General features: G+C 67.5%; 7 protein-coding genes and 1 tRNA gene. 3 read left to right on the top strand and 5 right to left on the bottom strand.

Annotated features, from left to right (window positions below):
• A partial coding sequence (locus tag Q0672_RS02725) for an MBG domain-containing protein (protein ID WP_298619449.1) occupies window positions 1-1,056 on the top strand: 1,056 nt, incomplete at its 5' end.
• A gap of 98 nt (window positions 1,057-1,154) precedes the next feature.
• Window positions 1,155-2,807 (top strand): ShlB/FhaC/HecB family hemolysin secretion/activation protein, encoded by a 1,653-nt coding sequence (locus tag Q0672_RS02720; protein ID WP_298619446.1) that lies wholly within the window; start codon window positions 1,155-1,157, stop codon window positions 2,805-2,807.
• A 280-nt stretch (window positions 2,808-3,087) separates the two neighbouring features.
• On the opposite strand, the gene Q0672_RS02715 is transcribed toward Q0672_RS02720, so the two are convergent.
• Window positions 3,088-3,495 carry a YkgJ family cysteine cluster protein gene (locus Q0672_RS02715; RefSeq protein WP_153162705.1) on the bottom strand — a complete coding sequence of 136 codons (408 nt, stop codon included), beginning with the start codon at window positions 3,493-3,495 and terminating at the stop codon, window positions 3,088-3,090.
• Between the two features lie 291 nt (window positions 3,496-3,786).
• A complete protein-coding gene (locus Q0672_RS02710) occupies window positions 3,787-5,106 on the bottom strand; it encodes a methyl-accepting chemotaxis protein (RefSeq protein ID WP_298619442.1) in 1,320 nt (439 codons plus the stop codon).
• 450 nt (window positions 5,107-5,556) lie between these two features.
• On the opposite strand from Q0672_RS02710, the gene Q0672_RS02705 reads away from it, so the two are divergent.
• Window positions 5,557-6,264 carry a hypothetical protein gene (locus tag Q0672_RS02705; RefSeq protein WP_298619439.1) on the top strand — a complete coding sequence of 236 codons (708 nt, stop codon included), beginning with the start codon at window positions 5,557-5,559 and terminating at the stop codon, window positions 6,262-6,264.
• 117 nt (window positions 6,265-6,381) lie between these two features.
• Here the strand turns inward: Q0672_RS02705 and Q0672_RS02700 are convergent.
• The 3 genes from Q0672_RS02700 to Q0672_RS02690 all read right to left on the bottom strand — a co-directional run bounded on the left by Q0672_RS02700 (window position 6,382) and on the right by Q0672_RS02690 (window position 8,690).
• A tRNA-Phe gene (locus Q0672_RS02700) sits at window positions 6,382-6,457 on the bottom strand.
• Between the two features lie 75 nt (window positions 6,458-6,532).
• The gene (locus tag Q0672_RS02695) at window positions 6,533-8,029 is read right to left on the bottom strand and encodes a sensor histidine kinase (RefSeq protein WP_298619437.1); all 1,497 of its coding nucleotides are present in this window, start codon (window positions 8,027-8,029) and stop codon (window positions 6,533-6,535) included.
• Window positions 8,016-8,690, bottom strand: coding sequence for a response regulator transcription factor (locus Q0672_RS02690; RefSeq protein ID WP_153163178.1), 675 nt, complete (start codon window positions 8,688-8,690; stop codon window positions 8,016-8,018). Before Q0672_RS02690 ends, Q0672_RS02695 begins: the two co-directional genes overlap by 14 nt.
• Between the last annotated feature and the right edge of the window lie 530 nt (window positions 8,691-9,220).

The following is a 9,220-nucleotide window of genomic DNA, read 5'->3' as shown; positions in this document are numbered from 1 at the left end:
GTCGGCACCGGCAAGGCCGTCACCGCCAACCTGAATGGCCTCAGCCTCGGCAGCACGGATGCTGGCAACTACGAGATCACCGACGTCACCGCGCCGCTCGCCGCCAACATCACCCCGGCCCAGCTGACCCTGACGGCCGCAGCCACATCCCGCAGCTACGGCGCCGACAACCCGGCCTTCACCGGCACAGTCAGCGGCTTCGTGGGTGGCGAGACCCTGGCCAGCGCCACCACCGGCGGCCTCGCCTTCAGCACCGCCGCCAACGCGGCCAGCAATGCCGGCGGGCACGGGATCAACGGCAGTGGCCTCAGCGCCAACAACGGCAACTACGTCTTCGTCCAGGCGCCCGGCAACGGCACCGCGCTGACCATCACCCCGGCCCCGCTCAGTGTCACCGCCAACAACGCCAGCAAGGACGCCAACGGCGTGCCGTACGCTGGCGGCAACGGGGTCGTGTTCAGTGGCTTCGTGAATGGCGAATCGGCCACGGTGCTGGGCGGCACGCTGGGCTACGGCGGCAACAGCCAGGGCGCCACCGGCGCCGGTAGCTACGCCATCACGCCCCAGGGCCTGACTGCCGGCAACTACGCCATCAGCTTCCGCGACGGCGCGCTGACGATCAACAACAGCCTGCCGTCCGACCCGCAGAAATACCTGCCCAAACCCGTGCAGGTGCAGCAGTTCCTGACCAACACCGCAGCCCTGCCGGCCGGCACGCCGCCGGTCGCCACGCCTGACAGCCTCAACTACGTGGCGGTCGGCAACGGCCCGACCGGTCAGGGCACGCCCGCCCTCGGCAGCAACGCCGTTCCGCCGGGCACGCCGAACACGGTGAACTACGTCTCCGTCGCCCCGACCACCGGCGCCCAGTCCGGCAACGGCACCACGGCCAGCGCCGGCGAAGCTCCGCGGGACAACCGCAGCGGCGGCGCATCGAACGGCCGCGCGGCGGATGACATCAACGTCAACAACTTCAGCGGCGGCACCTTCAAGCCCACCGACATCTTCGTCATCAACGGCGGCGTGAACACCAACGGACTCAGCAGCCTGCAATAACGCGAGCCCCGCCCCGGCCGGCTGCGCGCCTCAAAGCGCCAGCTGATCCGGGCCCGTCCATCACGCGCCACTGCAACCCCATTGATGCCATGAAAAAAATGACCACCAGACTCCTGCCCTCGAGCCTAAGCCTTGCCCTGCTGTCCCTGCCCGCCTTCGCGCAGACCGCGCCGGACGCCGGCCAGATCCTCCAGGAAGTGAAGCGTCCGCCTGCCCAGCCGGGCGCCAGCAAGGTGCCCGACATCCAGATGCCGGGCAGCGCCGCGGTCACGCTCCCGGGCGGCGCCCAGGTGACACTGAACGCCGTCGCCATCACCGGCAACACCCTGTTTGACCAGGCCACGCTCGCCACCGCGATCGGCGACGTCTCCGGTCGTCACTTCGACCTCGCCGGCCTGCGCGAGCTGGCCGACCGCATCACCACCCACTACCGCAGCAAGGGATACCCCTTCACGCGCAGCGTCATCCCGCCCCAGGACATGAAGGACGGCGTGCTGCGCATTCAGGTGCTCGAAGGCCGCTACGGCAAGGTCGAGGCCACCTCGTCCGACGCCTGGCTCGCCAGCGGCAGCCAGAAGTTCCTCGGCGCCCTGCAGACCGGCGGGGTGATCGAGAGCACGGACCTCGAACGGGTCATGCTCATCCTGGGCAACCAGCCGGGCATCAAGATCATGCCCGTCATCAGCCCGGGCCAGCAGACCGGCGCCGGCGACCTGAATGTCAAGGTCGAGCGCGAATCCAACTACTCCGGCCAGATCGGCATCGACAACGCCGGCAGCCGCTACACCGGCGAGCACCGTTTCCAGGCCACCCTCAACGCCAACAGCCAGATGCTCTTCGGCGACCGCCTGACCCTGCGGGGCATGGTCAGCGACCACAGCATGTGGCTCGGTTCGGTGGATTACGAGGCCCCCATCGGCGGCTCCGGCCTGCGCGGCCAGATCGGCTACGGCGACAACTACTACCAGCTGGGCGGCCAGTTTGCCGCCCTCGACGCCACCGGCTTCGCCAAGGTCACCACCGCGCGGCTGAGCTACCCGATCCTGCGCTCCCAGGCCTCCAACGTCACGGTGTCCGGCGCCTACCAGAACAAGAGACTCGAAGACCGCTACGGCGCCACCGGCACCGTCAACGAGAAATCCAGCAACAGCTGGCCGGTTGCGATGCAGTTCGACCACCGCGACCGTTTTGGCGGCGGCGGCATCACCTACGGCATGGCCACCTGGACCAGCGGCAACCTCAACCTGAACGGCGCCTTCGCCGCCACGGATGCCGCCACCGCCCAGACTGCCGGCCACTTCAACAAGTACAACCTCGACATCGCCCGCATCCAGAAGCTGCCCGGCGACTTCGCGCTGTACGGCCGCTACTCGGCCCAATGGACGAGCCAGAACCTGGATTCGTCCGAGCGCTTCGGCCTCGGCGGCATCTATGGCGTGCGGGCCTACCCGCTGGGCGAAGGCATGGGAGACCGGGGCTGGCTGGGCCAGATCGAGCTGCGCTACCTCGCCGGCCCCTATACCCCCTTCGTCTTCTACGACGCCGGCCGCAGCGACACCAACGCCAGGCCGTGGGATACCGCCTCCAGCACCAGCCGCAGCATCGCCGGCGGCGGCGCGGGCGTCCGGGTCGACTACAAGCAGTGGAGCATCGACAGCACCCTGGCCTGGCGCACCCGTGGCGGCCCGGCATCCGCCGACACCAGCGACCGCAGCCCGAGGCTGTGGTTCATGGCCACCTATTCCTTCTGAGCCCACACCAGCCACAATCGGCGCGGTGCGCTACCGCTCCGCGCCGGGACAGGCCCTCGAATCTGGGCCCCGCCAAGGATCCAAAGCCACGGCGGGGCTTTCGGACAGCCCCTTCGCCCAAGTCCACTTCCCGGACATCCCCCCGCGCCCCGGCCGCTGAGCCGGACTACCACCGATCAGGCCAGCGTCTTGGTACGGCGATGGATCGCGCGCTACCGGCCCGAGCCGGCGGGCCTGCCTGCAGGAAGGCCTGAGTCATGGGCCGGCCCGCCACAGATCCTCACACGCCCTTCGCCCGCGGCCCGTAGGCGCAGTAACCCGGCCGCGGCCCCACCTGGGGATGCTTGCGGCAGGTGTCGGGGCGTCGCTCGTACACCGTGCAACGGCGGGTGGTCGCATCCAGAAACAGGCAATCCCCGCTGGCCCGCCGGGCCAGGGTGAAGATGCTGTTGCGGAAATTGAAATGGCCCACCAACCCGGCTTTGGTGAGCCGCCGGGCGATCTGCTTGGGCGCCTCGTGCTCGGCCTCGAAGGCGTCCACCACCTCCAGGCGCACCAGATCCGCCAGCCGGACCTCCACCGGCATCGTGCAGCAATTGGCCGCGCAGTCGTTGCACAAGCCGCTGCGATAGCGGGTCCAGGTATCCAGACGATCCACGTCCACATTGAAAAAACCGGGGGCAGCCATTCAGATTCACTCCAGACGTTACGGCCTCCGCCCTGCCACCGGGAGCCGGGGCAACGCGAGGGGCTGAAGGATATGACCCGCAGGGCGCGCCGGCAACCACCCCGCTCATGGCGCTCGCGGGCGCCGCGGGCCTCGGCCGCCGATCAGACCGCAACGTCTTCGACACGACCGCCGCCGCCGACAAGCGCCTGGGCTTCACTCGCCTCAACGCCAGAACGCCGACCCGCAGGCCGGCGTTCTGGCTTCAAACCACGCCGTCAGCCGACGATGCGCCTCAACTCCCCTCCCGCATCACCCCGGACGCGAATCGGCGCCGACGGTCTCCGAAAGGTCGCGGATCACATCCACCACCCTACGGGCATCCTGGCGGATGAGCTTGATGGCCTCTCCGGCCCGGTTGGCGAGGGCGACGCCGGCCGCCACCTCGGTGAGGTTGGCGTTCATGTTCGCCGTCACCGCGTTGTTCTCGGTCTGGATCGCCACCACCATGCCGGTGATCTCCTCGGTGGACTTGGCCGTGCGCTCGGCCAGCTTGCGCACTTCATCGGCCACCACCGCGAAACCGCGCCCCGATTCGCCCGCCCTCGCCGCCTCGATGGCGGCGTTGAGGGCCAGCAGGTTGGTCTGGTCGGCGATCTCCTTGATCGTCCTGGTGATCAACGAGATCTCGGAAGTCCGCTGCCCCAGCGCCGCCACCTGCACCGCCGCGTCATCCACGGACTGGGATATCCGCAGGATCTTGGCCACCGTCTCGAGGATGATCGCCTCGCCGTCGGCCGAAATCTTCTCGGTCTCCAGTGCAGCGGCCGAGGCCATCGCCGTGCTTTCCTTTTCGGCGTGATAGCGCTGCACCTGGGCGGTGACGTCGGACGCCGTCTTGACGATCCGCACCACCTGCCCGTCCTCGTCGAACACCGGGTTGTAGCTCGCCTCCAGCCAGACCTGATCGCCGCGCTTGTTGAGCCGACAGAACTGCCCGGTGAAGAAGCGCCCGGCCCGCAGATCGCGCCAGAAGTTCTCGTAGCCGACGCTGTCGGCCAAGTCCGGCAGGCAGAACATCCGGTGCGGGCGCCCGACGACCTCGCGCTCGGTGTAACCCATGGTGGCCAGGAAGTTGTCGTTGGCGCGCAGGATGGTGCCATCCGGGGCAAACTCGATCACCGCCATCGACCGCTCGATCGCCTTCACCAACGCCGTCATCCGGGCCGCCTCCTCGACGCTCCGGGTCACGTCAGCGGCAAACTTGATCACCTTCACGATCTGCCCGGTCTTCTCGTCGGCGACCGGGTTGTAGGTCGCCTCCAACCAGACGACGCGGCCCGAGCCGTGGCGCCGCCGGAAACGTCCCTGAAAATACTTGCCAGCGCGCAGATCGGCCCAGAACTGCTGGTAGGCCACGCTGCGCGCATAGTCGTCGTCGCACAGGCTGGCGTGTTTCTGGCCGACGATGTCGTCCCGGCGGACGCCCATCACCGCGCAGAAGTTGTCGTTGGCCGAGAGCACCAGGCCGTCCGGGCTCAGCTCGACGACCGCCGAAGAACGATCCAGCGCGCGGCTGACCGCCATCTGCTCGACCAGCCTCGCCTCCGCCGCCTCGAGCTGCGCCTTCAACTTTCCACAAAACACGATCCCAACCTTCACCCCTCTCAGTCCCGGAACGGCAGTGACCTCCCGGAACGGCAACTCACTGCCATTGCGCCATTTCTGGTCCATCTGCCTGTACGGCAAAATCGGGAGCAACTTGAGCTGCCCCGCCGGGCGTCGGAGAGCGCTCCGGCAGCCGCCGGCAGGCCGGATATCCGCACCAGCGCAAGGGGCAAGGCAACACAGCCACTGGCGCAAGCTCTCCGGCAACCGCCCCTACAAAGGGAAGAAAACCGGGCGCGGCCGACCGGATTTGGCAGGATCGGGCGGGCTCCGCTGGCCGCCCTGCCCACATCCATCAGGGCGACCAGATCGGGCAGCGCAAATACTTCAGAATGCATATGCGCTTCGCCACACATCCCATCTGGAAAGTATCATTTTGCATTGACCCAATCACTCGCCGGCGGCCCTGACATCATGAACACGCAGCACAAAACCCTCCTCGTGTCCTTCTCCTGTGCCCTGACACTCACCGCCTGCGGGGGCGGAGGCGGCAACACGCCCGCACCGGTGGCATCCGACGCCAGCTTCAATCTGCAGAGCGCCCAGCGCAGCGAGTTCGTCACGCCTTCCGTACGCAATTTCAGCGTGAGCGGCACTTCGAACGGCTTCGCCGTCACCGGCAGCGGCACCGAAACCGCCGGCAGCGTCACCGCGGGCACTTTCGAAGGCACCGCTGCCCTGCAGCGCACCACCACCGTCAGCGGCAGCGTCGTGGTCAATGGCATCACGCTGCCTCTCGCATCCTCCACCACCGACTGGACCGACACCAACTACGTCCCCAAGGGCAGCGCCAGCACCAGCGAATACACGGTGATCCAGGGCACCCCCGCCATCCCGACCGCCGCCCGCGTCGGCGACCTCGGCACCCTCTTCACCGCCACCCGCTACGCCGACAACACCAGGACCGGCCTCATCGGCACCATGCGCACCACCTACAGCCTCGCCGCCGACACCGCCACCACCGCCCTCGTATCGGTCACCAGCCTCTACTACAGCGCCTCCGGCGCCCACACCCGGACCGTCTCCAGGCGATACCGCATCAACACCTCGAACCAGCTGACCCCGGTACTCGTATCGGACGTGGACTTCACGAGCAATCTGAATCTGCTGCTGCAATATTGAGACGAGGCTCCCGGGGCGCCAGCGGCACGACCGCCCCCGGCGCCCACCGGCCCAGCATTTCAGCCTCGTGAACGCAAAAACGCCGACCACTTGGGTCGGCGTTTTTACTTGAATCTTTGGTGGCCAGTCGCGGAATCGAACCACGGACACGCGGATTTTCAATCCGCTGCTCTACCAACTGAGCTAACTGGCCTGAGAGAGCGCGCATAATAGCCCCCTATCAGGGGCTTGTCAAATAATTTCGCCAATATTTGTGCGCAACCTGGATTCAGCCCGGGGGGAACTGACCGGCGGTAGCACGGGACGGGGTGGTGTCGTCTTCGGCGCCTCGGGCGCGGGGGAAGACGACCTGGGCGATGGTGCCCTTGCCGCTGGGGTTGGGGATGAGGCTGACGGTGGCGCGGTGCAGGTCGGCAATCTCGCGGACGATGGGCAGGCCGAGGCCGGAGCCGCTCTCGGTGCTGCCCAGCACGCGGTAGAAGCGCTCGAAGACGCGTTCGCGGTCGGCTTCGGGCACGCCGATGCCGGTGTCTTCCACCTCGACGATGGCCCGCTCGGTGGCGAGGGTGCGCACCGTCACACAGCCGCCTTCGGGGGTGTACTTGATGGCGTTGTCGATGAGGTTCTTGAGCAGCTCGCCCAGCAGCACCGGGTTGCCCTCGATGATGAGCGGCTCGCCGGTGGTTTCGAGGCCGAAGTCGATGTCCTTCTGGCGGGCGCGCGGCACGAAGTCGCTGAGCATGTTGCGCAGCAGGGATTCGAGATCGACCCGCTCGACGGCGTAGATCTTCTCGTAGCTGGCTTCGGCGCGGGCAAGGGAGAGCAGCTGGTTGATCAGGTGGCCGGCCCGCTCGGCGCTCTGGGATATCTGCACGAGGGAGCGGTGGACCTGCTTCGGGTCAGTCTCCATCAGCGCCAGGTCGGTCTGCATGCGCAGGCCGGTGAGCGGGGTGCGCATCTGGTGGGCGGCGTCGGCGATGAAGCGTTGCTGGGCCTGCAGGTTCTCCTCAAGCCGCGCCATCATGTCGTTGAAGGCGATGATGAGCGGGCGGACTTCCTCGGGCACGCCGGAGACCGAGATGGGGGACAGATCCGACGGGCGCCGGCGGCGGATCAGGCTCTGCAACTGGTTGAGGGGCGCGATGCCGCGGGACAGGCCCAGCCAGACGAGGATCACCGCGATGGGGATGATCGCGAACTGGGGCAGCAGCACACCTGTGACGACCCGCGACGCGAGGGTGCTGCGCTTGTTGCGGGTTTCGGCCACCTGCAGCACCACCAGCCGGCTGGGCGCGCCGTCCAGCGGTTGCAGGAACTGGTAGGCGACGCGCACTTCCTCACCGGCGATCTGCTCGTCGCGGAACATCACCAGATCGGGTTCGACGTTGTCGGGCGCGGCGATGGGCGGGATGTCCTTGTCGCCAGCCAGCAGCTCGCCCTTGAAGCCGAGCACCTGGTAGTAAACCGTGTCGTCCTCGTCGGCCCGCAGGATGAGCCGGGCGGGCGCGGGAAAATTGACCCGCGCCAGCGTGCCCTCCACCTTCACCAGCCGGGCAATGGCCCGCACGTTGACCGCCAGGGCCTGGTCATAGGGCTGGTTGGCGATGCTGTTGGCGACGTTGTGGGTGACGATGATGGAGATCGGCCACAGGAACAGCAGCGGCGCGAGCATCCAGTCGAGGATCTCGCCGAACAGCGAGTTGAAGGCCTTGCCGTCTGCGGCGGCATCTTCGGCCGCCGCCTTGCGCCACCTAGGCGACCACATCCGGCTTTTCCAGGCAGTACCCCAGGCCACGCACGGTGACGATCTGCACGCCGCTGTGCTCCAGCTTCTTGCGCAGGCGATGGACGTACACCTCGATGGCGTTGTTGGAAACTTCCTCCCCCCAGCCGCACAGGTGATCCACCAACTGCTCCTTGCTCACCAGCCGGCCGGCGCGCAGCAGTAGCACCTCCAGCAGGCCGACTTCGCGGGCGGAAAGCTCGACCACCTGACCGTCGATCTTCACCACCCGGTCGGCCTGGTCGTACGCAAGGCGGGCGTACTCGATGCAGCGGGCCTGGCCGGTGCCGCGGCGGGTAAGGGCACGCACGCGGGCTTCGAGTTCGGGCAGGGCGAAGGGTTTGGTGAGGTAGTCGTCGGCGCCGGCATCCAGGCCGCGGACACGATCCTCGACGCCGTCCTGGGCGGTGAGGATCAGCACCGGCATCGTGCACTTGCGGCTGCGCAGGCGGCGCAGCACCTCGATGCCCGAGAGCTTGGGCAGCCCCAGGTCGAGGATCAGCAGATCAAAGCTCTGCCCGAGCAGCGCGGCGTCGGCTTCGGCGCCATTGGGCACGTGATCTACGGCATAACCGGCCTTCTTGAGCGCCCGGGTCAGGCCGTCCGCGATGATGAGGTCGTCCTCGGCCAACAGAATCCGCATGGTCTTTTTGTTCGAAGCTGAGGTGTAAGTTTTGAGTAAGCGGCTACCGGCATAGTGCGACCGCTGTTCTCCTTTTACTCGGTCTCGGGGGTGATGGCGTGGCGCAAGCTGCGGCAAAGCCTCGGGGGATTGGGCCGCCCGACGGGCCACTCCCCCGCCGTCTTTTTCATGCGCACCGGGCAAGGCACAGCACCCGCGCCCCGCGGGCCTCCCATTGCCCGCTTACGCGTTTGTCACGCGTCTCCTGCAGACATCTCCAGTCGTTCTCGCCGTCCAATTCCGATACAAATCCGTTCGAGTCTAGCACAGGGCAGGATGCCCCACGTTGACCAGGCTCAGCCCCAAGGCGCCCGATCGGCCGCCCAAAAAACAAATCCCCGCCCTGCGGAAATCCGCAGGACGGGGATCGGGGTTCGACCCCGGCCGGAGACCGGCCGGATTCGAGGCGCCCGGGCGGGGCGAATTACATGCCCATGCCCATGCCGCCCATACCGCCCATGCCACCCATGTCGGGCATGCCGCCGGCCGGC

The sequence above is a fragment of the uncultured Zoogloea sp. genome (assembly GCF_937894855.1).
Lineage (GTDB): Bacteria > Pseudomonadota > Gammaproteobacteria > Burkholderiales > Rhodocyclaceae > Zoogloea > Zoogloea oryzae.
The sequence above is the reverse complement of the archived record's forward strand: the minus strand, read 5'-3'. Positions and strand labels throughout refer to the sequence as shown.

Bases quoted from the DNA above. Each gene is read 5' to 3' on its own strand.
- Q0672_RS02720 (WP_298619446.1), top strand. From the start codon at position 1,155: ATGACCACCAGACTCCTGCCCTCGAGCCTAAGCCTTGCCCTGCTGTCC.
- Q0672_RS02715 (WP_153162705.1), bottom strand. From the start codon at position 3,495: ATGGCTGCCCCCGGTTTTTTCAATGTGGACGTGGATCGTCTGGATACC.
- Q0672_RS02705 (WP_298619439.1), top strand. From the start codon at position 5,557: ATGAACACGCAGCACAAAACCCTCCTCGTGTCCTTCTCCTGTGCCCTG.
- Q0672_RS02695 (WP_298619437.1), bottom strand. From the start codon at position 8,029: ATGTGGTCGCCTAGGTGGCGCAAGGCGGCGGCCGAAGATGCCGCCGCA.
- Q0672_RS02690 (WP_153163178.1), bottom strand. From the start codon at position 8,690: ATGCGGATTCTGTTGGCCGAGGACGACCTCATCATCGCGGACGGCCTG.